Source organism: Pseudoalteromonas sp. SG43-7 (genome assembly GCF_014164295.1).
Taxonomy (GTDB): Bacteria; Pseudomonadota; Gammaproteobacteria; order Enterobacterales; family Alteromonadaceae; genus Pseudoalteromonas; species Pseudoalteromonas rhizosphaerae.
Window position 1 is genome coordinate 57940 of sequence record NZ_JACJEY010000004.1, and the last position, 26535, is coordinate 84474.

Below are 26535 nucleotides of genomic sequence, written 5' to 3' on the forward strand. Positions count from 1 at the left end.
ATCACCCTATAACGTTGTTAAAAATTTTTCATTTAGAACAACTAGATATCAAAAATTTTGCCTAGTTATAGAGCAATTTTCTTATCGTTAAAATAGATCCCATATCCAAGCAGATTGGTATTAAATATAACGCGTGTTTTCAAAAAAGTGGCTGTTTAAGATAAAGCCACCCGTTAACGTTAAAGCGCTAATGGGTGGCTACTGAAGATACCATCCGCAATAATAATTAAGCGAATGGGGATGACTTAGTTTAGTCTTGGGTTAATTTCTAAAGGAGACAGCGTAATGGTCGCATTACTGCTTGCTCCTTTATATTCTTGATAGTCTTTGTTTTCAAACAGCGTGTAAAAAACATCAACATAATCGTCATTATTAGTAAACCATTCATCCGGCATTGCTTTTAGTAGTTCATTGGTCAGCTTAGGGATAATGGCATAACCTTGCGCTTGTAAATCAGGAATGCTCGCCATTACTTGCTCTGATATTTCTAATAATTTTATTGCTAGAGTTTTATAGTTGGTGTTGTCATCTTGTTCCATTAAGAGTAAATCGACCGCTTGCCAACGATAACGCTGCCAATGAATTAAAACCTGATTAGGGCTGTAATCGGTTTTGTCATGATCTAAATAAGGTAAATCAACGATATCTAATATTGGTTCATCTCGGGTGGGGTCGATACCCGTTACAATGGCATAAATTTCAGCACCACCTGAGATCCAAGGTTCTTTGTCATCTTCTAAGCGTATTTTTTTCAATACACTGGTTTGCAGGGGTTGTTCATTGCTTAACTGGTTTTGTGGACTAACCGTGGTTTTACTGAATTTGTTAGCAGATAAAATTCCTCTCATTACTGCAATACCCGCATCTTGTACTTTTTGTTGATCTAATTCGACAATAAATACAGGTTGGGTCGGCATTTGATCAACACTAAGATAGTGAATGTCACCAAACTGATCGAACGCTTCAATCTCGCTCCATTGCGAATCGTCACCAGCAGGTGCAAATGCAAATAAAGGGCGTTCGCCTTGCTGCCAAGCGCTAAGCATTTCATCGCTAGCCAAACGCACTTGTAACAAACTACCGGTGTTTTGTGGTAAACCTTTAAGCTGTTGTAATGCGCTGTTTGCTAAACGAGTATTTTGTTGTGTGTGCATGCCTAAAGACGGTAGCTGATCCGCATTCAAAATCAGTTTATATTGGCTTAGCGTTTGTTTAAGATCAGCGTTTAATACACTGTAATTAAGCGCTATTTGTTTTGCGAAATTGCGTTTAATGGTGGTTACGTCTTTGTATTGCGCCAACTTAGACAAGTTTTCACCTTTTTCGATTTCATATTGAGCTGAAAAAGCGGGCGCTGATACACAGTTCAACAGAGCTAAGGTTGCCAAGCATTTGGTTATTTTATTCATCATATTTATTTTACCGTTCCGTTATCAGTAACGCTATAAAACAATACTTAGAATAAATAATCAAACAAAATTTATAAAGTAAGTAATTAGTATTGTTTTTGTGGTTGCGCTTAGGCTGCAAAAAATACCAAGCCGCTGTTATAGAGTAAGTTTTATATAAAGAATGAATCTATTACAAAAAATCATTTTACTAAAAAGTAATTTCTATATATATCAGTGGCTTATATGTGGCTTGATAGTTGCTATAACTACTACTCTAATACCAACACAAAGGATTAAGCAATGACCGATATAGCACATTCAGCGTTTATAGCATTTTATTTATATTTAATTATGGTGTTAGTACAGTGGGCAGTGGCGACGTTTAGTAAAGCCAAACAGCCTGGCGCTGTGCCAGGAAAAATTGATAAAGACCTATCTCATGAGAGTTTTATATTTAGAGCGCATCGCACCTTTCATAACACATTAGAAAACAGCGCGTTATTTATAGGAACGGTTTTATTTGCCTTTGTGATTAATTACCACAGTTCGGTTTTTGCAATCTGTATTTGGGTTTACGTCATTGCACGTTTAATTCATATGGTACTGTATTACGCAATTGCCACAGAGAAAAACCCCAGCCCGCGTAGCTACTTCTTTTTGATTGGCGTAATTGCGAATCTAGTTATGCTGGTGATGCTAGGGCTAAGATTAGCCAACTAATAAAACCTGATAAAGCGAAAAGCGTTATTTGCTTTTCGCTTTTACATTTAGTTATCTACTACAGGTTTTTTTGTGCGGGTAACCCAAAAGCAAATTAACGACCCAATAGTCACGAGTACAACACCTTGTAAAAAATAGTCAGCTAAAGCAACGGATAAGTTAATAGAGGCAAACACAGTGGAGAAAATAGGGGTAAAATAAGACAAGGTGCCTAAAAGTATCATATTTCCACCTATAAATGGCTGACTTCACAAAGCAAATCCTGACCCAATAACAAGAGTATCGAGACTGGAAATACGATGATCTACTTATGGAGCTTGAATTTAAGGCAAACGATATATTCTTGCTTATTTCAGCTTAAATAACTATGAATTTTATGCTGTAACCTGGTACGAAAAATGGACATTGGGATGTAAGATTCAGTTTAATACGTCATCATCGATGAAAAAGGTACGTACAAAAGTTCGGCGTTTTAATCGGAACTTCACATAGCAAACTATTGTTTTCTAACCGACCTTTTTCTAAATATATTTGGTTGCCATCCCCAGTGTAGGGAACCGAGCCGTAAAAATACGGTAATAAAGAGTGCGCCTAAAATACACCAAACATAAGGTACTTCTAATAGAAACAGTGTGGCATAAGTTAAGCCACCAGATAGGCACGCGGTGGAGTAGAGCTCTTCGCGCATGACAAGGGGGACTTCACGGCATATTACATCGCGCATTAGACCACCAAAGATGCCCGTGGTCATGCCCATAGTAATAGCCACAATCATCGTAGTGCCTTCGATTAAGGATTTTTCAATGCCAACAATATTAAAAATTGCCATGCCCAAAGCATCGACCAGCAACATGTAATAGTTTGATACGTGAGGTAAATGACGAATAAATATTACGGCGATAAATATGGCGCTGTATGTTGCGTATAAGTAATCCGGTTCGGCTATCCAAAATACTGGCTGGTTTAACAATACGTCGCGCAGTGTGCCACCGCCGAGCGCTGTTACTGACGCGACAACCACAACACCAAAACCTCCAATGTTTTTTTCATGGCCCATCAGAGTACCTGAGATGGCAAAAAACGCTACCCCGATCAAATTTAACAAATGAAAATAGTCAGATGCCATTGTGGTCTCCATACCATTACCAAAAAAGTAGCTTATTAGGATAGCGTACTGATGATTTATTTAGCCTGAACATAGGTATTGTGCATGATTAAGTTTTAAAACAGTGCTTGCAGGGCTCTTATATTCTCAGTACAAGAATGCAAATAAGCGCTGATACAGATAAATTCGGCACTATAAATTGACTTAAATCGCAAATAAATTGAACGCATTAAATGGTTGTTCGTCCATAAATCATTGCTATTAGCTGTTGTTATAGTTATAACTGATGTTGGTTGTTTCAGAAATTTCTGAAAGTAAAAAGGAGGTTGCCGAGTGTTTTGCACTCAAATTACCAGAATAATACCCATCTAATGCGCGTGCTTTGCGCCTCTCTAATTGGAGAAGTAAGTGAATAAACATGTTTTTGCTGCTGCCGCCCTCAGCTCTGTTATGGGCTTTACGCTTCCAGCGTTTGCTGATGTTCCAAACCCGATTGATACTCCATATTCCGGCACTATAAAAATAGCGGTTGATGCCACAGATCTAGCTCATCGTATTTTTAAAATAAACGAAACTATCCCTGTTAGTGCTGGTGAAATGACTTTGCTTTATCCACAATGGATACCTGGACATCACTCACCAGTTGGACCAATAAGTCAGTTGGCTGGATTGAAAATGTCAGCAAAAGGTAAAGTGATCGAATGGCAACGAGATCCTGGCAATGTATATGCTTTTAATCTTAAGGTTCCTAAAGGTGTACGTGAGTTGCATGTTGAATATCAATTCTTGTCACCACAAAGTTCAGCGCAAGGGCGCGTTATGATGACGCCAGAAATGCTCAATTTACAATGGGATACAGTAGCGCTTTACCCTGCTGGGCACTATAGCCGTAAAATTAAATTTCAACCGAGTGTAACGTTACCAAAAGGGTGGCAGTTTGCTACTGCACTTGAAAAATCTTCGCAAAAAGGCAATACAGTTACCTTTGAGGGAATTGATTTTGAAAACCTTGTAGACTCGCCAATGTTTGCCGGTAGCCACTATAAGCGTGTTGATTTAAACCCAAATGCAGATACTCCGGTGTTCTTAAATGTCTTTGCCGATAAAGAAAAAGATCTTGAGATCAGTGCTGAAGGGTTAACAGCACACCGTGAGCTTATTCAACAAATGTATGCGCTTTATGGTGCACATCACTTTGATCATTATGACTTTTTACTTGCCCTGACAGATAAGTTAGGCGGTATCGGCATGGAACATCATCGCTCAAGTGAAAATAGCGCGAAAGAAAATTATTTTACTGACTGGGATAAGTCATGGGTCGGTCGCGATTTATTAGCACACGAATTTAATCATTCATGGAATGGTAAATATCGTCGCCCTGACGCATTATGGACACCGACCTATAACCAAGTTAAAGAAGCTAATGGTTTATGGGTATATGAAGGGCAAACACAGTTTTGGGGGCAAGTCATTGCGGCTCGTTCTGGACTTTGGAGCCAAGAAAATGCGATGGATATGCTAGCTCGTTTAGGTGCAACCTACGACCAAGGCCGACCTGGCATGGCATGGCGTAATATTTTAGATACAACCAACGATCCAACTATCGCTCAGCGTTCATCTTTGCCTTATCGTAGTTATCAAATGAGCGAAGACTATTACTCTGGTGGAGAATTAATTTGGTTTGCGGTTGATGCAAAATTACGTGAATTGAGTAACAACAGTCATTCATTAGATGATTTTGCCCAGAACTTTTTTGGCGTAAACCCGGGTGATTGGAATGTGTTGACCTATAAATTTGATGATGTGATTAACACGCTTAATGGTATTGAAAAGTATCAATGGGATGACTTTATTAATTCGCGTTTAAAAGGCCATGTTAACTTATCTAAATCACTGGAAGACCAAGGTTGGAAATTGACCTATAACGATAAAGCCTCTGATGGCATTAAAGCAATTGAAAGCCGCTATAAATCGACTGATTTACTTTATTCTCTGGGCTTCTCGGTAAATAAAGAAGGCAAAATGCGTGACGTATTATGGGATAGCCCTGCATTTAATGCGGGTCTTGCGCCAAGTATGCAAATTGTTGCCGTTAATAATACTCAGTTTAGTGCTGATGCACTCAAAGATGCAGTGACGGATGCTAAAGGCTCAAAAGCGCCAATTAAGCTCTTGGTGAAAAACTTTGATCAGTACAGTGAAATCCAGATCGATTATCATGATGGCCTTAAATATCCTCACCTTGAACGTATTGAAGGTAAGCCTGACTATTTATCACAACTACTAACCGCACGATAAAATAAATCCGCGTAGGTTTATCAATACTTTTAAATATACCCACAGAGTGTGGGTATATTTATTTCATGCCAACCGATTATGATTTTGCATGTACGTTGAAGTTATGGTTATTTTTTCATTGCAAAGTAATCCACAACTAACTGCGTCATAGCATTCACGCCTAATTGCAGTGCTTGCTCGTCAGCGAAAAACTGTGGTGAATGATTACTTGCTGCCGTTTTTGCATCTTGACCTTGTGGGGTAACACCTAAAAAGAAAAACAATCCAGGAGTTTCTAAAGCGTAATAGCTGAAATCTTCAGCGCCGGTGATCAAATCAGTGGTAATGATATTCTCAGCCCCAGCAACTTTAGTTAGTGTTGGCGTCATTTTTTGCGTGAGTTTTACATCGTTTACGGTGACAGGGTAGCCGTGGTCGATATGTACATCAGCTTTAGCACCACCGGATTCAGCGACCATTTCAGCTGTTTTCACTAAACGTTTTTTGATATCAGCGCGCATTGCTTGGTCAAAGGTGCGAATCGTGCCAATTAACTCGACACTATCGGGAATGATATTGGAACGTACGCCGCCATTAATAGCACCAAACGAAATAACTGACGGCGCTTTAGTAACATCAACTTGGCGAGATGAAATTGTTTGTGTGGCCATAATTATTTGTGATGATGCCACAATCGGATCAACACCATTCCATGGTCGTGAACCATGAGTTTGGCGGCCTTGTACATTGATTGTAAATGAATCTTCACTGGCCATAAGCGGACCTTCACGGAAGCCAATTTGGCCTGTGTTTAATGAACTGGTTACATGTAAACCAAACACGGCATCAGGTTTTTCTTTAAATAAGCCTTCTTTTAGCATGAGTTCAGCACCGCCTTCTTCACCTTCTGGGGCACCTTCTTCAGCTGGTTGAAAGACAAATAATACATCACCCGCTAAGTCATCTTGAATTTTAGCCAAAGATTCAGCTACAGCCATTAGAATAGCGACATGGTTATCATGGCCGCAGGCGTGCATAACACCTACTTCATTACCACGGTAGGTTGAGGTCTGAGTTGAAGCAAACGGTAAATCAACTTGCTCAGTGACAGGCAAGGCGTCCATATCGGCACGCAGTGCCACCAAAGAGCCTTTTTTACCACCTTTGAGTTTAGCAACTACACCAGTATGGGCTATCCCAGTTTGTACTTCGAGCCCCAGTGCTTTTAAATGTTTAGTAATGTATTTAGCCGTTTCAAATTCGCGGTTACTAAGCTCTGGGTATTGGTGAAGATGGCGTCGCCAAGTGATCACTTTTTCACTTACACTGTGGTTAGCTTTTTTTAGATTCTTGTTGATCTGTTGATCAGGAGCTGCTGCAAAACTTGGTGCAGATAACGTACTTAGCAATAACCCGCTGTAAATAACTTTGTGTAACATAGTGATCCCTTTTATTATTTGATTATTAAAACTAATGTAGAGTAAACCGATATGAATGAACAGGACCGTGCGATAATTAACCAAGGAAATTGGTTTAGTAGCCGCTCGGAAGAATTTCAACACCAGCTATTGTTACATGCAAAAGTAATTAAACTCGATGCGGGTGAAGCATTATTTTTAAGAGGAGATGAAAATGCGGGTTTATACGCTGTTGTTAATGGAGTTATGCGAGTCAGTGGAGTAAATGGAGGAGGTAAAGAAGCGGTACTGAGTTTTATAGATCCCGCTATTTGGTTTGGTGAAGTTGCTTTATTTGATGGTGGTTTGCGTACCCACGATGTTTATGCACAAACACCCGCTCGATTGCTACATGTACCGCATCGGGCACTGATACAATTATTAACAATCACGCCTGTTTATTGGCATGATTTTGGTGTTTTACTTTCACAAAAAATGCGGCTGCTGTTCACTTCATTAGAAGATCATGCTTTATTAACTGCACAGCAGAAAGTCTGTAAACGGCTGGTTATGATGGCAACCATGTCGCTGCCCAGTAATACCGCTACTATTATGTTATCGCAGCAACAACTCGCAGATATGACCTATTTAACTCGTCAAACTATTAATCAAATCTTGCAGTTATTAAGTGAAAAAAAGCTTATTTCACTGCATTACCAGCGTATAGAAATTCTTGATAAACAACAGCTGGCTTTACTTGTACATTAGCTGTGCTATTTTTTACCTGATATGGGTTCACTGGCCTTAAATTTGCTTTATAAAATAAAACTATCAATGGATTCGAAGCAATAACCGAATTGCCAGAAACGGCAAAAAATAGCCAAGCTGATACTGTTAGTAGCCTTAAAAACCCTTCATATGGAAAAGACTTTTTAGAAGAAGTAAATGAAGCGCTTATTTATCAACGACTAGGTGTTGATAAAGATTAAATAGCTGAACATAAGGCCGCGATTGAAAAGCTGACAGAAAAAATACAACAGCAGGGGGGAATGACGAATTAGCAAAACAAATGGAATCGTTACAAAAAATGCTTGGACAAGAATATCAAAAAGGCCGTGAGTTACAATCTCAACTTTGTAGCGAGTTACCGGCTGGACAACACAAAGTAATACCTCTTGATTTATCACAACCTGAGCGGGTACTTGAGTATGTTACAAATAGTATGGCTACGATTGGTAACGTTGATATTTTAATTAATAATGGTGGCGTGTCGCAGCGTAGTTTGTTTTTAGAAAATGACTTTATTGTGTATCGTCAACTTATGGAAGTTAACTATTTTGGTTTGATTGCGCTAACTAAAGCGGTATTACCGAGTATGGTTAAAAATGGCGGCGGCTGTGTAGTATCAATCAGCAGTGTCGCAGGTAAAGTTGGCTCTAAGTTCAGAACCGGTTACTCAGGCTCTAAATATGCAGTCGTTGGTTTTATGGATTGTTTGCGAGCTGAAGTGGCCAATAAAAACATTCATTGTTTGACTATCTGCCCAGGCTCTATAAAAACGGCTATTGCTCATAATTCACTTAATGAACATGGTATTGCGCAAAATAAGGCTGAATACTCCATTGAAAATGGTATGGATGTAACGGCTGCTGTGAAGCAAATGGTCAGTGCAATAGCTAAACGTAAAGATGAAGTGGTGGTTGGCGAGGGGATCAGTGGCTGGGCTCCGACTATAAAACGTTTCTTTCCTAGTTTTTTTAATCGTATGACAGCGAAAAAGAATTATCGTTAAACAAACGATGAATAATACCGTGCTGGTATGCATTAACAACGGCTTTATAGTTTATAAATTAGCTATAAATTGATTTTTCTGCTGTATTAGTAAACAGTTGTGCGTAGAACGATGGGTTAGAGTGTAGAAAAAACAGGCGATCGTTTATGATCTCGCTGGAATTGGTCTTTTATACTTGCACCGATAATTATATGCACTTAAAGTAGCTAAAATGATGTAAACGAGTGATGAATACTGTGGAACAAAAACAACTTAAAGAATTAACACCAGAAGAACAAGAACAAGCAAAGCAGCAAAGTATTGCATGGCAACGTGAGTGTTTTCAAAATGCACAAAAGCATTTAGCAGAGAAGGGCGTAATGCCAAAAACTTTGCTAGAAAAAGAAAGCCGCTTTATCGCTCCGTTATGTGCCCTATGGAAGTTTAAAGGCCAAGACGGTAAAAGTTATTGGGTTATCACAGGTCGCTTACCAACTGATCATGCGTTAGCATCAGTTGCCGAAAATGCGCGTGATGCGCTGCGATATTTTTCTCTGCAATGGCAGTTAAAAGCAGATCAAATTATGCAAACCGGTGGACACGATAAAACTAAAGTTGATTTTGCAAACCTACTAATTAATCGTGCGCATGGTATTTATGAAATGTACGAAAAAGAACAGCTGTGGGCAAACGAAGTTAATTGACCTGAAAGCTTATTTATAATTTTAACTTAAAGATTTTAATATAAAGAACAGCTTTAAAAATTAAAAAAGCGAACGTGTTATGTGGAGTTACACATTAATATGTTCGCTTTTTTAATGCCCATTGCGTTAAATTGGTGGTTTTTAACTCGCTAGGATGGCCATTTTTAATAAATTTTTATCAATGCACCAGTGTAAATGGTTTCGTATTGAATTTATTAATGGGGCATTGCATACGAAGCCGTGGAATACCTGCTTCCATAAACACACAACCTTGTTGTTCAAAGCCATTACGTTTAAATCGTTCTACCTCATTTAAAATACAATTAATGCTGACGCAATCACAACCCTGCTGTTGTGCAAGCTCAACAATATAATTCAGCAATGAACGATAGACGGAGCGATTACGGTGCTCTGGAAGCACCGCAATACGGCCAATAAGGCCATCGCTACATAATCGGCCTGTTGCAACTGGGCCTTGGCTGTCATCTGTTACCAGTATATGATGAGCATATCTATCAAGATTATCAAACTCGATATGTTTGGGAATATGTAGTTCACATACAAATACCCGCTCTCTGATCTGTTGTAGTAACTCCTTGCCTATATCCCATTCTACCTTGTTGATATGATAGCCCATACAAACACACTCCTAGCAAAACCAAATCCCCTCATTAATTAGTGTAGTAAAGGTTTGTATAAAAACTAAACTATTTTTTGAACTATTTAGTTGCTCTGCTGTCACCATAGTATGGTCAGTGAGTAATTTAACCGCAGTTAAGTCACTAACAGGGAGTGGGTAGTTTTCACCATTTACGCTGAGAAGTATTTCATTTTCAAAAACTTGATACAATGCACGGGTGCCACCGAGGCGCTCAAAAATCACATCATCATTCAATAGCTCAGCTATTTGTTCACTATTAAATAAATCTTCTGGCGGCATTAAATCCATTTCATGCTTAGGTTGACTAAGTGTATTACCTAACCAAGATTTAAGTAATGCATCGTCATTTAGGGCCGCTTGCATTAATAGTTTAATGTTTTCGACTTCGCAAGCTTGGATCTCACCTTTAGAATCGCGCAGTGTTATTGCAGGGTCTTGATAACGGCTATTTCCCGCTTCTTTATCAATAATGTGATCAGCAAAGTTTGATAATAGATCGCGTTGATTTGGTGCACGAAATCCGATCGAGTAGTTTAATGCGTTTTCTACAGCATAACCTTCATGTGGACAGCCCGGCGGGATGTATAAAATATCGCCTGGTTCTAGGATGCAATCAATCACGGCTGGAAATTGTTCAACTTGTAATAAACTTTTATTTTGTGCAAATTGTTTTAGTTTATTATCTGGCATACCGACACGCCAATGACGCTTGCCTTCACCTTGAATAATAAATACGTCGTATTGATCTAAATGCGGACCGACTCCACCCCCAGGCGTTGAAAAGCTGATCATTAGGTCATCAATACGCCAATTAGGAATAAACCGAAATGGTTCCAGCAGCTGCGCAGCATTAGGATGCCAATGATCGACTGCTTGTACGAGTAGGGTAGAATGTTGCTCGGTTAGTAATTCAAAATCTTCAAATGGGCCATGATGCGCTTGCCAGTCATTATCATGATTAGTGATAATACGCGATTCAATGCTCTCTTCCATGGCAAGACCGGCAAGCTCATTAGCATCAAGCGGGTCGGCAAAGTCTGTAAACCCTTGCTTGATCAAGAGCGGTTTTTTTTGCCAAAACTGTGTTAGAAAGTCTTGCTCGGATAAGTCGTTAATCGTTAATTGATACATGCTGCGCCCATTAAAATGAAAAAAGCGAAAGGCAAGAGCCTTTCGCTTTATAGTGTATATAAAATAAGTTGTCGCAGAAAGCTTAAACTAGGTTGTCGATAAACTCGACAGCACGACCAATATAGTTAGCCGGTGTTAGTTTTTTCATTTCTACTTTTGCTTCTTCCGGTAACTCTAAACCATCGATGAAGTCAGCCATGATCTCTTGATTTACACGTTTACCACGGGTTAAATCTTTTAGCTTTTCGTATGGTTTTTCGATGCCGTATTTACGCATTACCGTCTGAATTGGCTCTGCTAGCAGTTCCCAGTTCTGATCCAACTCGTCAAGTAATCGTTGCTCGTTTACTTCTAACTTGCTTACACCTTTTAGGGTTGACTGGTATGCAATTAGCGCATAACCCATACCAACACCTAAGTTACGCAGTACTGTTGAGTCAGTAAGGTCACGTTGCCAGCGAGATACCGGCAGCTTTTGCGCTAGATGAGCGAAAATAGCATTTGCTAGACCTAAGTTACCTTCTGAGTTTTCAAAATCAATCGGGTTAACTTTATGTGGCATAGTTGATGAACCAATTTCACCCGCAATGGTTTTTTGTTTAAAGTGATTTAGCGCTATATAGCCCCATGCATCACGGTCAAAATCTAATAAGATAGTGTTAAAGCGAGCAATCGCATCAAATAACTCGGCAATGTAGTCATGCGGTTCAATTTGCGTTGTAAATGGGTTGAATGTTAACCCTAGGCTAGTTACAAATTGCTCAGCATGATTGTGCCAATCGTAATCAGGGTAGGCACTGAGGTGAGCATTGTAGTTACCTACAGCACCGTTGATTTTACCTAGCATTTCAACTTGTGAAATTTGGTCACGTTGACGCTTTAAACGCATATATACGTTGGCAAATTCTTTGCCCATAGTTGAAGGTGTTGCAGGTTGACCGTGAGTACGTGTCATCATTGGTACTGCTTTGTACTCAATGGCTTTTTCTTTAATTGCATTAAGTAGTTGATCACAGTAAGGAAGTAATACTTCGTTACGTGCTTCAGTGAGCATTAAACCGTGAGACAGGTTATTGATGTCTTCTGATGTACATGCAAAGTGAATAAATTCATTAATTGCATGTAACTCGGCGTTGTCAGCTACTTTTTCTTTTAATAAGTATTCAACGGCTTTAACATCGTGGTTTGTAGTACGCTCGATATCTTTTACACGTTGCGCATCGGCTTCGCTGAAGTTATCAACAATCGCGTTAAGTAAAGCATTGGCTTCGTCGCTAAATGCCGGTACTTCTTTGATCGCATCAGCTGCTGCAAGGGCTTGTAACCAACGAACTTCGACTGTTACACGGTATTTTATCAAGCCAAATTCGCTGAAAATACTGCGTAGTTCAGTGGTTTTGCTGCCGTAGCGACCATCCACCGGAGAGATAGCTGTTAACGCTGAAAGCTCCATAATAACTCCTAAATTTTAGTTTTGAACGATAATTAAATATGGTTTTTAGCAATGGCGATAATTCTTCTTTTCGCAAAGAAAAAGTGACGGCGTTTACCGCCCATTTGTCGCCATAATACTGCACTGCGAATACCTGCTAATAATAATGCACGTATTTTGTGTTGTACTAATTGCTGTTTTAGTAAGTCAGGCTTGCCATAAACCTGAATTCGGTGCCCTAGGGGGCTAAGCACCTTTGAATAAATATCGGCAAGAGCCGTAATAACAGTGTCATCAGTAATAGCAAAGTGATCAAGACGTCGCTTGATATCATCAATGCTTTTACCAAGCTCTGCTAAGCTACTTGCTTTTGCGCTCAGTGCACGCTCAAGTTGCATTAAACCGCCAACGTATTTGACGATTTCAACATCTTTCTTTTCACCTGCACTGAGTTGATCAAGTAAGATTTTATAACCATCTCTTAGATTCTCAGTGCCTTGATACACATCACTGGGTGAATCAGGGGAGGTTTGTACAATACTGGTTAATAGTTTTTCTAATTCGTAATCGTTGCTACTGCCGTACTGCGCTATTTTTTGAACTTGTTTAGCAACTTGGCACATGGCTGCTAATGCCATGACTTGGTGTTCATTCATTATTTGATCACCGAATCAATAATACCGCCACCTAAACATATTTCGTTGACATAAAACACCGCAGATTGTCCTGGGGTTACTGCTTTTTGTGGTTCATCAAATAATACTCGGGCAAAACCATCATCGCCAACGAGCAGCGTACAGTTTAGGTCTTCTTGACGATAGCGAGTTTTTACCGTGCAGCGGGTGGTACCTTTTGGCCCAACACGATCAACCCAGTGTAATTGGTTGGCATTTAGTCCATTGCTGTAAAGACGCGGATGGTCTTTACCTTGACCAACAATCAATACGTTGCGTTCTAAGTCTTTATCTACTACATACCATGGTTCGCCAGAGCCTTCTCTCATGCCACCAATTAGCAAACCTTTGCGTTGACCGAGAGTGTGATACATTAAGCCTTCGTGCTCACCAACGTTGTTACCGTCTGTGTCTTCAATAACACCCGGTTGTGCAGGTAAGAATTTTTGTAGGAAGTCTTTAAACTTACGCTCACCGATAAAGCAAATACCGGTACTGTCTTTTTTATCGTGGGTAATTAAGTCTTGCTCTTCAGCAATGCGACGCACTTCAGGTTTGGCAATATCACCAACTGGGAACAGCGTTTGTGCAATATGTTCATGACTTAATGTGTATAAAAAGTAGCTTTGGTCTTTGTTATCATCAAGACCACGACACATAACGTATTTATCATCGCGTAATTCACGGCGTACATAATGGCCCGTGGCTATAAAATCAGCGCCAAGCGCCGTTGCTGCAAATTCTAAAAAAGCTTTGAATTTGATTTCTTTATTACACATGATGTCAGGATTTGGCGTACGGCCTGCTTTATATTCAGCAAGAAAGTACTCAAATACGTTATCCCAATATTCTGCGGCAAAATTAACTGTGTGTAGTTCAATCCCCAGCTTGTCACAGACTGCTTGCGCGTCTTTTAAATCGTCGGCAGCAGCGCAATATTCATCATTATCATCTTCTTCCCAGTTTTTCATAAACAGGCCTTCAACTTGATAGCCTTGTTGTTTTAATAAATAAGCTGATACAGAAGAATCAACACCGCCGGACATGCCAACGATGACTTTAATGTGACTATTTTCGCTCATGGATAATTTCGCTTATACAGGTTGCTGTCATTTAAACTACTAGCGCATATGCGTATTACAGAGCTAAAAGGAGACACTCTGACAAATTACGCAGGCTATGAAAGGCCGCGATTATAGCAGTATACCCAAACCACCTCAAGGTGCAGAATTCAGCGTTTCACAGGGGCTTAATATCAAGGCGTTACTTTGCAACAATGGCAGTCCCTTTTAAGAAGTAACAACGCTGAGAGTAAGTGCCTGTGAAACTCCCAACAGGTTGGTTTAAAGCGATTTATACTGCGTTATTGATTTTAACAATAGAACCACTATTCCTTGCAAGCAATGCCTTGCCTAAATCGCTTTTAATTCCAACGACGCTCGCATCTTGAGGTGGTTTGGGTATAAAGAGACGGCCAAGCCACCCAAAATATGAGTTTTGTAGGGAACAGTTTCATAGCCAAATTGGCAGGGAAGGTATGGTTTTTAAGTTGTATTAAAAACGATAAAAATTTTCGTAATGACACTTGGCTGGTTAAGTTTCAAAAAACAGCGCTTGGATTTTGAAACTTAACTAAGGCGTTATGGCTAGGTAAAAATTATTCTACACCAATAAACCCGCCGGTTTGGTGTGTCCACAACGCGGCATAAATACCATTTTGTGCCAGCAGTTCTTCATGGCTACCTAGCTCTACAATGCCGCCCTCATCAAGTACGATGAGCCGATCCATTTGTGCAATAGTGGATAGTCGATGCGCGATGGCAATGACGGTTTTACCGGCCATTAAATCATCAAGACTAGCTTGAATAGCCGCTTCAACTTCAGAATCGAGCGCGCTGGTGGCTTCATCTAAAATTAATATCGGGGCGTTTTTCAGCAGCACCCGAGCAATGGCGATACGTTGGCGTTGACCTCCAGAGAGTTTTACGCCGCGCTCACCCACTTGGGCTGCAAAACCTTTGTTGCCTTTGCTATCTTCAAGGTCATCAATAAACTCTAGCGCTTTGGCTTGTTTAGCCGCTTTCATCATTTCTTCATCGCTGGCATCTGGGCAGCCATAAAGGATATTTTCTTTGACTGTCCGATGCAGTAAAGAAGTATCTTGGGTAACCATCGCAATGTACTTACGCAGGCTTTCTTGACTCACTTTTGAGATATCTTGGCCGTCGATGTTGATACTACCGCTATCAATATCGTAAAAACGTAGCAACAAATTAACGAGTGTTGACTTACCAGCGCCAGAGCGACCAACAAGACCTATTTTCTCTCCGGCTTTGATGTTGAGATTTAAGCCATTGATAACAGCGCCGCGATTCGTTTCGTTTGCGGCCTTACCATAGTTAAAATGCACATTATTAAAGTCAATTGCACCTGTGGTTACACTTAATGTGCTGGCATCAGGCAGATCATCGACTTCAATTGGGTTTGATAACGTTTTCATACCATCAGCGACAGTGCCGATGTTTTCAAACAAGCCACTAATTTCCCACATGATCCACTGTGCCATGCCATTTAAACGCAGTGCTAAGCTTACCGCAATTGCAATTGCGCCGGCACTAATGGCACTCAGAGTCCATAAATACAAAGATAATGCCGCAACACTAAATACTAAGAAGTAGTTAAGCGTTTGAATGGCAAAATTTAAACTGGTAACTAAGCGCATTTGCTTATACACAGGTTGTAAAAATACATCCATGCTGTCTTTTGCGTACTGCTCTTCACGTTGGGTATATGAGAACAATTTAATAGTCGAAATATTCGTATAACTGTCAACTATTCGGCCGGTCATCTCAGAGCGAGCGTCTGCTTGCGAGCTAGCCACTTTTTTGAGCTTAGGTACATAGTACATTTGGATCAAAATATACAGAGCTAACCATACAAGCAAAGGAAGCATTAAGCGCCAATCGGCTTCGGCTACTAAAAACACCATAGCGCCAAAATAAACCACGATATACATTAATACATCAAGTAGTTTCATCACGGTTTCACGCACCGCGAGGGATGTTTGCATTACTTTGGTGGCGATGCGCCCTGCAAATTCATTTTGGTAAAAGCTCACACTTTGGCGAAGCAAATAGCGATGTGCTAACCAACGAATTGACATCGGGTAATTACCTAACAAGGCTTGGTGCAATATCGCAGAATGAAAAAACACCACGATAGGTAGGACAACAAGTAGCACTATCGCCATTTTTATGAGTTCAGATTTTTGCTCAACAAATAATGTTTCAGGGGTGTAGATACTTAGCCAATCAACAAGCTGGCCCATATAGCTAAACAGTGATACTTCTAAAATCGCGAGCAATGCTGCGCTTAGCGACATAAAAAATAGCGAGACTTCCATACCTTTAGTGTAGTGACGACAAAATGCAAATAGCGTCGCAGGAGGCTGGGTAGGCTTTTGTTCGGGAAACGGCTTGATCATCCGCTCAAATAATCGATACATTTTAATATCTTGAATAGCAAAAATGGCGTTAACTATATCACTGAAAAGCGACAAAAACAGGTTTGCATAATGATCTTTTTGCTTGTTTGTCGGTTATTACAAAACAACAGTGACTACCATTTTATTTTGCCAATCAGCATATCTTTAAACATCACCCAGTCTGCCCATAAGCTATAAAACGGGTATTTGAAGGTAGCAGGGCGGTTTTTCTCAAAGAAAAAATGACCAACCCAGGCAAAACCATAACCAATAATGGGTAGCAACCACAACAGCATAAATTGTTGGCTATACAGCACATACAAAACGATAATAAGCACCAAAGAGCTACCAAAAAAATGTAACCGTTTGCAGGTAATATTTTTATGTTCTTGTAAGTAGTATGGGTAAAACTTCTTAAAGCTAGTAAATTCTGGTGTACTTTTCATATCACATATCTTGTTAATGCTAGCTATTACTTGAAAAAAGGCGTTGGTGTGTTTTAAACGCATACTCGTCAGTCATGCCACTTAAATAATCACAAATTACTCTGTGTGTATTACCATTTTGTTGTTGTGCTAGGCGAAACACATTTGCTGTGGTTTCAGGTAAAAGTCGTAATGGTTCGCAGGCAAATGCTTCAAATAATTCAATAATTAACTTTTGTCCTTTAAACTCAATTTGCTGCATATGTGAAGCACGAATGAGTCGTTGATAAATAAATGACTTTAAAGTCTCAAGTAAATGCTGATAACAGTGGGGTAGTTCAACGGTGTAATTTAAAATTGGATTTTCAAACTCAAGTTCTGTGTGCACAATGGATGATTGAGTAATAAATAAGTTTACTAATTCCCCAATCACATCTTTACGTTGTGCTTCGCTACCTAAAAATAGCCGCTCGGTTAAGTTACTGTCGCCAAGCCACTCACATTGCACAAGCTCAAGTGCGGGTAAGGCATGATTTTGCCACTCTTTTAGGGTGATTTGCTCTGTTGCAATTGCGTCTTCAAGGTCATGTACGGCATAAGCAATATCGTCGGCAAGTTCCATAATTGCTGCATCAAGGGATTTAAAACTGGTTTTAGATCTAAACTCATCGACGGCCTTAAAATCGCCTAAGCGTTGTTTATCAGCGTCAGATAAAGGCGCTACAATCCAGTCAAAGGTCGCTTTATCATCCTTGTATAAACCTTTTGCTGGACGCCAGTCGTCAGCTTTTATAAATGCACGTTGCGGATCATGATGTGGGATGGTGTGCCATAAGTCATCAATAAAAGCCGGGTATTTTATAAAGCCAAGCAAAGTACGGCGCGTTAAGTTCATACCATGACCATCACTGTATGGTTCGAGTCTTGAAACAATGCGCAGTGTTTGTGCATTGCCTTCAAAACCACCATGTTCACGCATCATGTAGTTAAGGGCAATTTCACCGCCATGGCCATAAGGAGGATGGCCTATATCATGCGCCAAACAAAGCGTCTCAAGCAAACTAGGGTCGGGGAAATGTGTGAAGTCAGGGTGTTGTTTCTCTAAATGACGAAGTAAACCACTGCCAATTTGCGATACCTCTAAAGAATGAGTTAATCGTGTACGATGAAAATCATTTAGGCCAATTCCCATTATCTGAGTTTTAGCTTGCAAACGTCTAAATGCAGCTGCATGGATTATCCGGGAGCGGTCTACTTGCCACGCTGAGCGATTGTCATTAGGGCGAAACTTGTTTTGATTTATTATGCGGCTTTGCCAGTCTAATTCCATTAATGAGTATCCGGTAACTTTTTTAGCGTTTCTATGCGCTTAATTGTAGCTGATTTTTTGAGATTATAAATCCTTCCAATGGGTATATTCGCCTTTATTGAAGGGCTTAGGTATAATGAATGGTCAGATGCGTGTGGATATACCATGCATAAATGTTAGTTTCTTTGAGAGAATACATGCTTAAGTATCTTTTTCGTTTAATCGTTAGCCTATTTTTTATTTGGGCATTGAGTTACCCATTTATAGAAAAATCGGATCCAGTTATTGAGGACGAAACAACCTCAATCAAGCCACCAGTCAAAAAGAAAGAAAAGCCATTACATAATGTTAAACTTCCTGACTTTGATGGTTTTAGTGATGTAAAAGAAAAAAAACATGCTTTTTTTAACTTTATTCGGCCGCATGTTGAGGCTGAAAATAAAAAAATTCTGCAGCAGCGGGCAACGTTGGAGATTGCATTGATGATGATGCAATACGATGAACCATTAAGTCGCACGCAAACCAAGCAAGTTAAAACGATTTTAAATAGCTATAAATTACCAGAAACGATTGATAGTTTGTCTTTGCGTAAGGCATTAAACCGAGTTGATATTATTCCTAAAGAGTTAGCGCTGATGCAAGCGGCCAACGAATCCGCATGGGGGACGTCTCGGTTTGCTCGAATAGGTTTAAACTTTTTTGGTCAGTGGTGTTATAGCAAGGGCTGCGGTATGGTGCCTAATCGTCGAAATACCGGTGCAGATCATGAGGTGGCGGCATTTAAATCTGTGCGCGCAGCCGTGACTTCTTATTTTAAGAATATTAATACTCATGCCGCCTATAAACACTTACGTAGTATCCGCGCCGATTTACGTTTACAAGAAAAGCCAATTTCAGCGACTAAACTAAGCTACGGATTAACCTCATACTCTGAGCGTGGTGAGGCGTATATCGAAGAATTAAATCAAATGATCAACCAAAATAGAGCCTACTTTGATGAATAACCCAGTACGTAGTATCAGTCATATTATGGCAGCTGCCGTTGTACTAATAGCAACGTTTACTGTGCAAGCAAAAGAGTTTGTGGTCTCCTATGATGGCTTTTATGATCGTTTAAAAGTCGTCAATAAAGGTGATTTTCAATTTGCTCAGGTCAATTTTTACATCACCGACATTGCTAGTAATGATGAATGTTTAATTAAAACCGGGCGCATTATTACTGAGCGAGAGGAGTTTCCACTTAATTATACTGAGCATGCTCAGCTTTTACTTCCTTTTGATAAACAACTTGATACAAATAAAGCTGTGGTGGTTATCGAGCCTCAGAACGAAAATCACGATTGCCAGTTAAAACTGCAAATTGAAGCGCGTGAGTTTAATAATAGTAATTTGAATAAACACCAGTTGTATCAGCTTAATAATGAGTTTGATGAATTATTATCGGATCTGTCGGGTTTTTTTGTTAGCAAACTGATGAGCTTTTTATTGCCTGAACAACAAGGTGTAGTGCTGACTTTTGCAGAGCCAGTCACTATTGCCGATCCTGCTTTGGATTGCCAAGGGGCAATTTGTCATGTCAGAGTTACTGAGCAGTGGGAAGACGATAAAACAGCATTTGCTGTGTCGGTGCCATTACTAAAAGTAACGCCATGGATAGCTAAGTAGTAAAAAACAGTTCAGCAAGCGTTGTTAACAGCAGCGCTTGATTTATGTTATTACTAATCAATGCCTATGAATAACCTTGTTTTTAGGCAATTAAGTTACACGCAGCCCAAAGCACGTTAAAATACAGTCATTATAGATTTAAAATAATTCCTTAGATATGAATAAAACCCATGTGATTGAATGCCTGCGTTTTGCTTTAGAAGCGCAACTTACTACCGCGCAGGCTGCTGCAAAGACAGCCCATGACACCGCCACTCATGAAGAAAATATTGCTGAAAATAAATACGATACATTAGGCCTAGAAGCTGCCTATTTGGCACAAGGGCAAGCACAGCGTGTGAATGACTGCCATTTGAGTATTATCGAGTTTGAAAAGGCATTTAAAATCGCTGTATCAAGTAAAGTTACCATTGGTTCGCTGGTCTGTATCTGCGATGAAGACGAAAATCTAAAATGGTATTTTTTAGGACCACTTTCTGGTGGTTTAAGCATTAAAATAAAAGACACCACAGTGTATGTTCTCACACCACTGTCACCATTAGGTCAATTACTGATGGATAAGCAACAAGGTGATGAGTTTAGTTTTACAATAGCAAATAAATCCACGTTATTAGAAATTGTTTCAATAAGTTAGTGGTGCTGAAAGGCGCTTTAACCAGCTTTATTAGACCTTACTGTGGTTGATTAAATTTACTTATCTTAACGCTAAAAATTACTCGTTGGTAAGGTAGCGAAAAACCCTTTATAAATCACCTGTAGGTTAAGCAGTAGCTGAATCTAAAGCACCCATCCTGTTAAGTACACCAGTAGCACAACAATGACTTAGCAGTATGGGTGTTTCTATTTACATTCACTCTTATATTTGTATTTTGACTTATTTTAGGAAAAGTCGTGTTTAAAACCTTGATTGTGGTTGATAACAACGAGCAGGCACTTGCTCATTCATTCGAAAACGTAATTACCTTCAACACTTACTTACGAGATTACCCAAAGCATAATGAGCCAAAAACGCGCATTATTAATCTATGCGACTCAAGCCAATACTTGAGTAAAGGCTATTATTGCTCATTACTTGCTGAGGCACGTAAACATCAGGTATTACCAAGTGTAAAAACGATTAATGCGCTACGTAGTGGCCAAACTTTAATGCTTAATGTTGGTCATCTTGATGATGCCTTATATTTTGGGCACGCAGTAAATGAATTACAAAACAAAGCGGCAAAAATGGTATTTAAACAATACCCAGCGCCTATTTTATTTGTAGATGAAGCTGGGCTGTTACAGCAAGGTTCATTGGCGTCGCTTAATGCTCAGCAGCATCAAGACTTTGTTGCTAAATTAACTGAGTTTACGCAAACACAGTGGCGTATAAGCAGTACGCAAAAACGTTACCGCTGGGATATGGCTATTTTAGTTGATCACAATGAAAAAGTACCACCAAGCGATAAAGATGCTATAGCCCGTTTTATTAAAGCGGCAGCTAAACATGGTATCTATGCTCAAGCGCTAAGCTTTGACGAAATAGATAATATCGCTCAGTTTGATGCGCTATTTATTCGCCAAACAACTGCAATTGACCACCCAACTTATCGTCTGGCAAGTAAGGCGCAGAGCCTAGGATTAGTGGTGATTGATGATGCTGAGTCTATTTTACGCTGTTGTAATAAAGTGTATTTGCATGATGCGTTTAATTATCAAAAAGTACCGAGCTTAAAAACCGTAGTAGTAGTTGATCAAAGTGATGAAACCATCAGTCAGCTTGAAGAGGCATTTACTTATCCATTAGTGCTTAAAATGCCGGAAGGGTCGTTTTCAAAAGGTGTCTACAAAGTAACTGATCGCAATGAGCTGGCAGCAAAATTGGCTGAGCTATTTGAATTTAGCGCTTTAGTTCTAGCCCAAGAATATATGTACACAGAATACGATTGGCGAGTAGGGGTACTAAATGGTCGTGCTATCTATGCATGTCGTTATTTAATGGCTCGCAATCATTGGCAAATTTATAATCATGATGCAAAACGGTTTTTCTCTGGTGGTTTTGAAACACTACCTACTTTTGAGTTGCCAAAAGCAGTTTTAGATGCGGCATTAAAAGCATGTAAAACTGTCGGTAAAGGACTCTATGGTGTGGATGTTAAAGAACACCAAGGCCGTGCATATGTGCTTGAAGTAAACGATAACCCAAGTATTGACCATAAAGTAGAAGATGGTTACTTAGGTGATGAACTTTATATGATCATTATGGAAGAATTTAAACAACGCCTCGAAGCACGAGGCCGGAGTTAATGACCGAGCATAGTGTGGCAGTTCGCGCTGCCACAGACAGCGATTTAAAAGCGTTACTTGAGATAGAGCAGCAAAGTTTTAATCAAGATAGATTGAGTGCGCGTAGCTTGAAGCGCTGGATTGCAGCCAAACATGGTATTTTAATGGTTGCAGAGTTAGATCAACAGATACTCGGCTATGGCTTAGTGTGGTGTCATAAAGGCACTCGTTTAGCACGTTTATATTCGCTAGCAGTTGCACCAAATGCACAAGGCAAAGGCATTGCTCAGCAGCTTTTGAAAGCACTAGAAAGAGCAACGGCTGAACGCGGGCGGTTATTTATGCGTCTTGAAGTGGCGGTAAATAATAAAGCTGCAATCGCACTTTATGAAAAGCTTGGCTATCGGGTATTTGGGCAATACAGTGACTATTATGATGATCATAGCGATGCCTTGCGGATGCAAAAAAACATTCGTAAAACTAATGAGCTTGAGTTTTCGCGTGTAACGCCTTGGTATCAGCAAACAACCGAATTTACTTGCGGGCCAGCGGCATTATTAATGGCAATGTCATCAATAAAAAAAGCGATTATTTCACAAGTGAATGAGCTTGATATTTGGCGTGAAGCAACCACTATTTTTATGACCTCTGGTCATGGTGGTTGTCATCCATTAGGACTTGCTTTAGCTGCCAATAAACGCGGTTTTACAGCCGATGTGATTATTAATACACGTGATACATTGTTTGTTGATGGCGTAAGAAGTGATAAGAAGAAAGCAATTTTACACACGGTTCATAATCAATTTGTGGTTGAGGCAATTAATCACAAACTAGATGTGAAGTATCAAGACTTAACCCTTGAGCACATAGAGCGCTGGTTAGCAGCCAAAATGGCCGTGGTGCTATTGATCAGTACGTATCGCTTTGATGGTAAAAAGTCACCGCATTGGGTGTGTGTAACGCATTTAGATGAGCATTGTCTATATGTTCATGACCCTTTTTGTGAAAGCGATAAACAGCTGGCGATTGATTGTCAACACGTACCAATCGCTAAGAGTGACTTTTTAAAAATGGCCAGTTTCGGTAGTTCTCGTTTGAGTACGGCACTGGCTATACACATGCAGTAATTTTAGGATTTTGAGTGACTTTTTTTGAATTAGTAGATATCGCCCCCTATTCGTGGTCGGCAATAGGCAGTGCTGCATTTTGTGGCGCTTTGATTGGTATGGAACGCCAGTTACGAGGCAAACCAGTAGGAATAAGAACCTCAGTACTGATTATATTAGGTACTTATTTGTTCTTAGCCACGGCGTTTATGCTCCATGGTGATGTGATTGACCACTCGCGCGTGGTTGGTCAAATTATTACTGGCATCGGCTTTTTAGGTGCTGGAGTGATGCTCGCTAAAGATGGTGCTGTGGTTGGGGTAACATCGGCGGCAACTATCTGGGTTTTGGCATCTATTGGTGTAGTGATTGCAACCGATAATTTATTGGCAGCTATTAAACTATCCATTTTAGTGGTGGGTATTTTATATGGTGTAGATGTCCTTGAAGCTAAGTTTAAAAGCTTAAGTAAAGGTGTACACGCTAAAGTTAAAAGTTATCACAAACGATACTATCGAAAAGAAATTAACGAGTCAGAACGCCACTAAGCGTGGCGTTTTTATGTTGATAAAGTCATGCTTTGATAGCTCAATGCATCTTCAATAGGAGCAGGGCGGCCAATAAAGTAACCTTGCACATTATCAACATTTAATTTTCTTAATGCGTTAAGCTCTGCTTGCGTTTCAATGCCTTCGGCAACAATCGTACAGTCTATTGCTTTAGCAAAGCCACACAGTGCCTTGGCCAGTAAAAACTTCCGATTGTCTTTATTTATATTTTGCGAAAGGCTGATATCTAATTTAATAATGTCGGCTTCTAGTTCTAAAATATGTTGAAACGACGAAAAGCCAGCACCTACATCATCAATAGCCAAACGTAGCCCTTTTTTTCGCAGTGGCGCTAATGCAGCTCGCATTACTGTATAGTCTGATATTGGTGAATGTTCAGTTATTTCTAATACCAACCTTGAACAATCGGCTCCTTGCAGAGTATATTCAAGTGCACCCGAGAGTATATGGGATGGTGAACAATTAATGGCGATATAAGTGGTATCATTAAATTGCGCAATATAGGCGAGGCTGTTTTTTATTGCCAGCATTTCCAGAAATTCACCTAGGCCCACATCTGTTGCCTCTTTAAACCAGAGATCAGGTGTTTTATAAGGTTTGGTAAAAAAGCGTGACAGTGATTCAAAGCCCGCAATTTTATTACTAAATAGATTAAAAATAGGCTGAAAATAAATACTTATATTGTTGCTTGCAATAACCTCCTCAATTGCTAATTTGGTTTGCCTATGCAATGCAGTGTTATGCAGGTTTTTTTCAATTAATCCAGTTGCAATTTCAGAGATCATCTTTAAAAAAGACAAGTCCCGCTCGTTTAAGCTTTCATCATGATGCGATTTGTAACAACAAAACGTACCATATAATTTACCATTTGAAAGATTGATAGGCACACCAATATAAGCGCCTATGTTTAACTTGTCGGTTACTGGCATTATTTGAGTAATTGGATTTGTTTTTGAATTGGTAATAATAGGGCTAAGCTGTTTCTCACTGATTTTATGGCAATATGTTTCATTAATAGGATCGGAATTGCCCACTTTAACCGTTTTATTTGCTGATGGATTATCGACAACTTTGAAAACGCGCTCATCGTTAATAAACTCTGAAATAAAAGCAACATCCATATTTAAATGTTTGCGCACCAATCCCAGCAAATTTGTCAATTTAGCATCGATTGTTGAATTATCTTTTTGATCCAAAAGCACATCGCTAAAATTTGCCGTCATGGCGCCTCCATGTAATTTTTAGCACTTTTAATGCTATTCCTATAATTTATATAGATATAAACGTCTAATTAGCGTTTGATTTTATTTGCTGTTTAGTTCGGTTTTCTCTATCTATAATCGAGGGAGGGACTAGCTCGTTTAAAGATTTGCAGTCCAGCGCGATTAAATCGGTCGTTAATGGCCTAGAAAGTCCGGCACTTAGATAGTCCTTGTCGTACGCTTATCGTAATAATAAGAGTAAGCCTTATGCTTTTGTTATTTTAGCGTTTGAGTAGGTATAATATTTGGGGATGGTAAGATTTGTAAAAAATATGAATCTGACTACGCTAATAACCAGTGATTATTTATTTAGGTGTTGTTTAATGGAATCGAGTTGGCAAATAATACAGTGGAATGGGCCGAAAAGAATTGCATTACTGCTGTTTGCTTTCTTTTTTACAATACCGGTAGTGGCCAAACCAAGCTATCGTGTTGTGATATTAGTCGATGATAGTTATCCCCCATATTCTTACCTTAAAGACGGTGAGTTAGTGGGCTTATATGTTGATGTAGTTCGTCAAGCTGCCGATTTGATCAGTGAAAAATATATTATAGAGTTGCAACCAGTACCTTGGAAGCGCGGTGTTGACGCACTTAGACGAGGAGAGGACTTTGCCTTACTACCTCCTTATAAAAATGTGCAAGGGCGCAGTTTTATTTGGCCTTACTCAGAGCCGCTGCATGAAGAAGTAATACAAGCTTTTTGTAATCCAAACTCAAGCTTACTCAAGATTGAAAACACAGAATATCCATTAAAGCCGATTAATGTTGGTATCAATGCAGGGTATCTCTTATTCGATCAAGCATTGAACACTGCCCTGGAGCAAAACAAAATAAAAATATGGGAAAACAAAGATACATTATCAAATATTTTGAAGCTGGCTAAAAATAGAATCGACTGTTATATCAATGACAAGTGGGCCATCTTATCAGGTATTAAAGCACTTAAGCAAAGCCATCCATTTGTTGATTTGAGTCAACTTCAGCAAGACAGAATTATTTTCAAGCGAACTGCTCACATTGGTTATTTGAAAGCGCCATCAGAAAAATTTCCATTTAAGGATGACTTTATTAAAGAAATGGACGCAGCATTGAAGTTAGTATTTGAAAGGCGTACTCAAATCGACAGCGATGGTAAATGATGCGCGTTAAACGTCGATACTCATGTTTAACCCGCACTGTATATT

The 26535-nt window shown here is 39.6% G+C and carries 25 protein-coding genes and 2 pseudogenes; 14 read left to right on the top strand and 13 right to left on the bottom strand.

Annotation, left to right across the window (positions count from 1 at the left end):
* Positions 1-245: 245 nt before the first annotated feature.
* Positions 246-1412 (bottom strand): DUF3103 family protein, encoded by a 1167-nt coding sequence (locus tag H5200_RS02630; protein WP_182760893.1) that lies wholly within the window; start codon positions 1410-1412, stop codon positions 246-248.
* Positions 1413-1691: 279 nt separating this feature from the next.
* Here H5200_RS02630 and H5200_RS02635 point away from each other — a divergent pair, with 279 nt between their 5' ends.
* Positions 1692-2111, top strand: coding sequence for an MAPEG family protein (locus H5200_RS02635; protein WP_145233119.1), 420 nt, complete (start codon positions 1692-1694; stop codon positions 2109-2111).
* Positions 2112-2158: 47 nt separating this feature from the next.
* Here the strand turns inward: H5200_RS02635 and H5200_RS02640 are convergent.
* Positions 2159-2389 (bottom strand): annotated as a pseudogene (locus H5200_RS02640) (EamA family transporter); the annotation flags it as partial.
* On the opposite strand from H5200_RS02640, the pseudogene H5200_RS24320 reads away from it, so the two are divergent.
* Positions 2386-2603: pseudogene (locus H5200_RS24320) on the top strand (ClbS/DfsB family four-helix bundle protein); the annotation flags it as partial. The pseudogenes H5200_RS02640 and H5200_RS24320 sit on opposite strands and share 4 nt — an antisense overlap.
* Positions 2604-2607: 4 nt before the next feature.
* On the opposite strand, the gene H5200_RS02650 reads toward H5200_RS24320, so the two are convergent.
* Positions 2608-3237: a trimeric intracellular cation channel family protein gene (locus tag H5200_RS02650; protein ID WP_182717403.1), complete on the bottom strand. Its 630-nt coding sequence runs from the start codon at positions 3235-3237 to the stop codon at positions 2608-2610.
* Positions 3238-3624: 387 nt separating this feature from the next.
* On the opposite strand from H5200_RS02650, the gene H5200_RS02655 reads away from it, so the two are divergent.
* A complete protein-coding gene (locus tag H5200_RS02655; protein ID WP_310736230.1) occupies positions 3625-5514 on the top strand; it encodes a peptidase M61 in 1890 nt (629 codons plus the stop codon).
* Between the two features lie 107 nt (positions 5515-5621).
* Here H5200_RS02655 and H5200_RS02660 read toward each other — a convergent pair whose 3' ends face one another.
* Positions 5622-6932, bottom strand: coding sequence for an amidohydrolase (locus H5200_RS02660; RefSeq protein WP_182760895.1), 1311 nt, complete (start codon positions 6930-6932; stop codon positions 5622-5624).
* A 51-nt stretch (positions 6933-6983) separates the two neighbouring features.
* On the opposite strand from H5200_RS02660, the gene H5200_RS02665 reads away from it, so the two are divergent.
* From H5200_RS02665 to H5200_RS02675, 4 genes are all read left to right on the top strand, one after another.
* Positions 6984-7658 (top strand): Crp/Fnr family transcriptional regulator, encoded by a 675-nt coding sequence (locus H5200_RS02665; RefSeq protein ID WP_182760896.1) that lies wholly within the window; start codon positions 6984-6986, stop codon positions 7656-7658.
* An 89-nt stretch (positions 7659-7747) separates the two neighbouring features.
* Positions 7748-7879, top strand: a complete 132-nt coding sequence (locus H5200_RS23865; protein WP_259398447.1) for a hypothetical protein — start codon at positions 7748-7750, stop codon at positions 7877-7879.
* Positions 7880-7959: 80 nt separating this feature from the next.
* Positions 7960-8682: an SDR family NAD(P)-dependent oxidoreductase gene (locus tag H5200_RS02670; protein ID WP_182760897.1), complete on the top strand. Its 723-nt coding sequence runs from the start codon at positions 7960-7962 to the stop codon at positions 8680-8682.
* Positions 8683-8909: 227 nt separating this feature from the next.
* Positions 8910-9365, top strand: coding sequence for a DUF4826 family protein (locus H5200_RS02675; RefSeq protein WP_220491234.1), 456 nt, complete (start codon positions 8910-8912; stop codon positions 9363-9365).
* 178 nt (positions 9366-9543) lie between these two features.
* Here the strand turns inward: H5200_RS02675 and H5200_RS02680 are convergent, their stop codons facing one another.
* The 8 genes from H5200_RS02680 to H5200_RS02715 form a co-directional block, all read right to left on the bottom strand.
* A complete protein-coding gene (locus H5200_RS02680) occupies positions 9544-10002 on the bottom strand; it encodes a GNAT family N-acetyltransferase (protein WP_145233126.1) in 459 nt (152 codons plus the stop codon).
* A gap of 12 nt (positions 10003-10014) precedes the next feature.
* On the bottom strand, positions 10015-11157 hold the full coding sequence (locus H5200_RS02685; RefSeq protein WP_182717409.1) for a cupin domain-containing protein: 1143 nt from the start codon (positions 11155-11157) through the stop codon (positions 10015-10017).
* An 82-nt stretch (positions 11158-11239) separates the two neighbouring features.
* Positions 11240-12610 (bottom strand): adenylosuccinate lyase, encoded by a 1371-nt coding sequence (gene purB / locus H5200_RS02690; RefSeq protein ID WP_182717410.1) that lies wholly within the window; start codon positions 12608-12610, stop codon positions 11240-11242.
* A 32-nt stretch (positions 12611-12642) separates the two neighbouring features.
* Entirely contained in the window at positions 12643-13245 is a 603-nt protein-coding gene (gene hflD, locus H5200_RS02695; protein ID WP_149982535.1) for a high frequency lysogenization protein HflD, read from the bottom strand.
* Positions 13245-14345: a tRNA 2-thiouridine(34) synthase MnmA gene (mnmA, locus tag H5200_RS02700; RefSeq protein WP_182717411.1), complete on the bottom strand. Its 1101-nt coding sequence runs from the start codon at positions 14343-14345 to the stop codon at positions 13245-13247. Before mnmA ends, hflD begins: the two co-directional genes overlap by 1 nt.
* A 575-nt stretch (positions 14346-14920) precedes the next feature.
* On the bottom strand, positions 14921-16768 hold the full coding sequence (locus tag H5200_RS02705; protein WP_182760898.1) for an ABC transporter ATP-binding protein: 1848 nt from the start codon (positions 16766-16768) through the stop codon (positions 14921-14923).
* A 113-nt stretch (positions 16769-16881) separates the two neighbouring features.
* Entirely contained in the window at positions 16882-17193 is a 312-nt protein-coding gene (locus H5200_RS02710) for a DUF962 domain-containing protein (protein ID WP_149982533.1), read from the bottom strand.
* 19 nt (positions 17194-17212) lie between these two features.
* On the bottom strand, positions 17213-18502 hold the full coding sequence (locus H5200_RS02715; RefSeq protein WP_149982532.1) for an anti-phage deoxyguanosine triphosphatase: 1290 nt from the start codon (positions 18500-18502) through the stop codon (positions 17213-17215).
* Between the two features lie 176 nt (positions 18503-18678).
* Between H5200_RS02715 and H5200_RS02720 the strand changes: the two genes are divergently transcribed.
* The 6 genes from H5200_RS02720 to H5200_RS02745 all read left to right on the top strand — a co-directional run bounded on the left by H5200_RS02720 (position 18679) and on the right by H5200_RS02745 (position 24065).
* A complete protein-coding gene (locus H5200_RS02720; protein ID WP_182760899.1) occupies positions 18679-19485 on the top strand; it encodes a glucosaminidase domain-containing protein in 807 nt (268 codons plus the stop codon).
* Entirely contained in the window at positions 19478-20146 is a 669-nt protein-coding gene (locus H5200_RS02725; protein ID WP_182760900.1) for a DUF2987 domain-containing protein, read from the top strand. Before H5200_RS02720 ends, H5200_RS02725 begins: the two co-directional genes overlap by 8 nt.
* 157 nt (positions 20147-20303) lie before the next feature.
* Complete coding sequence (locus H5200_RS02730) at positions 20304-20780, top strand: GreA/GreB family elongation factor (RefSeq protein ID WP_149982529.1); 477 nt, start codon at positions 20304-20306, stop codon at positions 20778-20780.
* A 257-nt stretch (positions 20781-21037) separates the two neighbouring features.
* Positions 21038-22432 carry a RimK family protein gene (locus H5200_RS02735; protein ID WP_182760901.1) on the top strand — a complete coding sequence of 465 codons (1395 nt, stop codon included), beginning with the start codon at positions 21038-21040 and terminating at the stop codon, positions 22430-22432.
* Complete coding sequence (rimI, locus tag H5200_RS02740) at positions 22432-23538, top strand: ribosomal protein S18-alanine N-acetyltransferase (protein ID WP_149982527.1); 1107 nt, start codon at positions 22432-22434, stop codon at positions 23536-23538. Before H5200_RS02735 ends, rimI begins: the two co-directional genes overlap by 1 nt.
* Positions 23539-23552: 14 nt before the next feature.
* Entirely contained in the window at positions 23553-24065 is a 513-nt protein-coding gene (locus H5200_RS02745) for an MgtC/SapB family protein (protein ID WP_145233140.1), read from the top strand.
* Between the two features lie 11 nt (positions 24066-24076).
* Here H5200_RS02745 and H5200_RS02750 read toward each other — a convergent pair whose 3' ends face one another.
* Positions 24077-25309: an EAL domain-containing protein gene (locus H5200_RS02750; protein WP_182760902.1), complete on the bottom strand. Its 1233-nt coding sequence runs from the start codon at positions 25307-25309 to the stop codon at positions 24077-24079.
* A 362-nt stretch (positions 25310-25671) separates the two neighbouring features.
* On the opposite strand from H5200_RS02750, the gene H5200_RS02755 reads away from it, so the two are divergent.
* A complete protein-coding gene (locus H5200_RS02755; RefSeq protein WP_182760903.1) occupies positions 25672-26490 on the top strand; it encodes an ABC transporter substrate-binding protein in 819 nt (272 codons plus the stop codon).
* The last annotated feature ends 45 nt before the right edge of the window (positions 26491-26535 follow it).

Excerpts from the sequence above, each read along its gene's own strand:
- H5200_RS02685 (WP_182717409.1), bottom strand. The coding sequence starts at position 11,157 with ATGTATCAATTAACGATTAACGACTTATCCGAGCAAGACTTTCTAACA.
- H5200_RS02630 (WP_182760893.1), bottom strand. The coding sequence starts at position 1,412 with ATGATGAATAAAATAACCAAATGCTTGGCAACCTTAGCTCTGTTGAAC.
- H5200_RS02730 (WP_149982529.1), top strand. The coding sequence starts at position 20,304 with ATGAATAAAACCCATGTGATTGAATGCCTGCGTTTTGCTTTAGAAGCG.
- H5200_RS02665 (WP_182760896.1), top strand. The coding sequence starts at position 6,984 with ATGAATGAACAGGACCGTGCGATAATTAACCAAGGAAATTGGTTTAGT.
- H5200_RS02715 (WP_149982532.1), bottom strand. The coding sequence starts at position 18,502 with ATGGAATTAGACTGGCAAAGCCGCATAATAAATCAAAACAAGTTTCGC.
- hflD (WP_149982535.1), bottom strand. The coding sequence starts at position 13,245 with ATGAATGAACACCAAGTCATGGCATTAGCAGCCATGTGCCAAGTTGCT.
- mnmA (WP_182717411.1), bottom strand. The coding sequence starts at position 14,345 with ATGAGCGAAAATAGTCACATTAAAGTCATCGTTGGCATGTCCGGCGGT.
- H5200_RS02680 (WP_145233126.1), bottom strand. The coding sequence starts at position 10,002 with ATGGGCTATCATATCAACAAGGTAGAATGGGATATAGGCAAGGAGTTA.
- H5200_RS02725 (WP_182760900.1), top strand. The coding sequence starts at position 19,478 with ATGAATAACCCAGTACGTAGTATCAGTCATATTATGGCAGCTGCCGTT.
- H5200_RS02755 (WP_182760903.1), top strand. The coding sequence starts at position 25,672 with ATGGAATCGAGTTGGCAAATAATACAGTGGAATGGGCCGAAAAGAATT.
- H5200_RS02650 (WP_182717403.1), bottom strand. The coding sequence starts at position 3,237 with ATGGCATCTGACTATTTTCATTTGTTAAATTTGATCGGGGTAGCGTTT.
- H5200_RS02750 (WP_182760902.1), bottom strand. The coding sequence starts at position 25,309 with ATGACGGCAAATTTTAGCGATGTGCTTTTGGATCAAAAAGATAATTCA.
- H5200_RS02705 (WP_182760898.1), bottom strand. The coding sequence starts at position 16,768 with ATGTATCGATTATTTGAGCGGATGATCAAGCCGTTTCCCGAACAAAAG.
- H5200_RS02720 (WP_182760899.1), top strand. The coding sequence starts at position 18,679 with ATGCTTAAGTATCTTTTTCGTTTAATCGTTAGCCTATTTTTTATTTGG.
- H5200_RS02635 (WP_145233119.1), top strand. The coding sequence starts at position 1,692 with ATGACCGATATAGCACATTCAGCGTTTATAGCATTTTATTTATATTTA.
- rimI (WP_149982527.1), top strand. The coding sequence starts at position 22,432 with ATGACCGAGCATAGTGTGGCAGTTCGCGCTGCCACAGACAGCGATTTA.
- purB (WP_182717410.1), bottom strand. The coding sequence starts at position 12,610 with ATGGAGCTTTCAGCGTTAACAGCTATCTCTCCGGTGGATGGTCGCTAC.
- H5200_RS02675 (WP_220491234.1), top strand. The coding sequence starts at position 8,910 with ATGAATACTGTGGAACAAAAACAACTTAAAGAATTAACACCAGAAGAA.
- H5200_RS02670 (WP_182760897.1), top strand. The coding sequence starts at position 7,960 with ATGGAATCGTTACAAAAAATGCTTGGACAAGAATATCAAAAAGGCCGT.
- H5200_RS02710 (WP_149982533.1), bottom strand. The coding sequence starts at position 17,193 with ATGAAAAGTACACCAGAATTTACTAGCTTTAAGAAGTTTTACCCATAC.
- H5200_RS02660 (WP_182760895.1), bottom strand. The coding sequence starts at position 6,932 with ATGTTACACAAAGTTATTTACAGCGGGTTATTGCTAAGTACGTTATCT.